We start from the raw sequence: 1,242 nt of genomic DNA, 5'->3' as shown, positions 1-1,242 counted from the left end.
GGGTTGGTGGCCACCCTAAAAAAAAATGCGGCAAGTAGGGTGTATTTCTGGGGCGACCTGGGGGCGCGAGTTTGTAAGCGCGCTGGCCAAAAAACACAGGCTTCTAGCCGCACCTCAGGACGCAACCACACAAGTCCCTGAAGGCCACCATCACGGCGTTTTACGCCGTGATGGTGGCCTTCAGAGGCAACCAAAATCACCCCCGCACCAGATCCCCCGGGCTCAGCTCCCCCACCGTCCGGTGCCCGGAAAGCCCCAGCGTCAGGTCCAGATCCGCGAGCAGGCTCCGCAACACGTGCCGGACCCCGTCCTCACCGGCGTGCGCGAGCCCGTACACCCATGGCCGCCCGAGCAGCACCGCCTTCGCGCCCAGCGCGAGCGCCTTGAGGACGTCCGAACCGGTCCGGACCCCGGAGTCGAACAGCACTTCCAGCCGGTCGCCGACCGCGTTGGCGATGCCGGGCAGCGCTTCCAGCGCGCCGATCGCGCCGTCGACCTGGCGGCCACCGTGGTTGGACACGACGATCCCGTCCATCCCGGCGTCGACGGCGCGGCGGGCGTCGTCGACGTGCTGGATGCCTTTGAGCACGATCGGGCCGTCCCAGTGCTCGCGCAGGAACGGCAGGCGGTCCCAGGTGCTGTCGGTGCCCGTGACCATCGAGATCCAGCGCAGGATCGCGGCGGGCGGGTCCTCCTCGGGTGTCTTCTCGAGCCGCTCCCGGAACACCGGGTCGGTGAAGGGCACCGCGAGGCCTTGGCCCTGCAGGAACGGCAGGTACGCCTGGTCAAGGTCGGACGGACGCCACGCGAGCGTCCAGGTGTCGAGGGTCAGGACCAGCGTCGTGAAGCCCGCCGCTTTCGCCCGCGCGAGGATGCTGGCGGTGACGTCGGCGTCGGTCGGCCAGTACAGCTGGAACCACCGCGCGCCGTCGCCGTTCGCCGCCGCGACGTCCTCGATGCTGGTCGAGGAGGCCGTGGACATGATGAACGGCAGCCCGACGGACGCCGCCGCGCGGGCCGTCGCGGATTCCGCGCCGGCGTGCACGATCGACTGGACGCCGACCGGCGCGACCAGCACCGGAGCGGGCAGCCGGGTGCCGAGCACGGTCGTGGACAGGTCACGCTCGGTGGCGCCGGTGAGCATCCGGGGCACCAGGCGCCAGCGGTCGAACGCCTCGCGGTTCGCCCGCGCCGTCGCACCGGACCCTGCCGAGCCCGCGACGTACGAGAAGGGCCCCGGAT

Annotated in this window: 1 protein-coding gene; it reads right to left on the bottom strand. The window is 70.6% G+C overall.

Annotated features, from left to right (window positions below; translation table 11 throughout):
- Positions 1-196: 196 nt before the first annotated feature.
- Positions 197-1,242: alpha-hydroxy-acid oxidizing protein (locus tag QMK34_RS47475; protein ID WP_326421628.1), on the bottom strand; the 1,046-nt coding region annotated here is incomplete at its 5' end.

This window comes from Amycolatopsis sp. H20-H5 (assembly GCF_035828755.1).
GTDB lineage: Bacteria > Actinomycetota > Actinomycetes > Mycobacteriales > Pseudonocardiaceae > Amycolatopsis.
The sequence above is the reverse complement of the archived record's forward strand: the minus strand, read 5'-3'. Positions and strand labels throughout refer to the sequence as shown.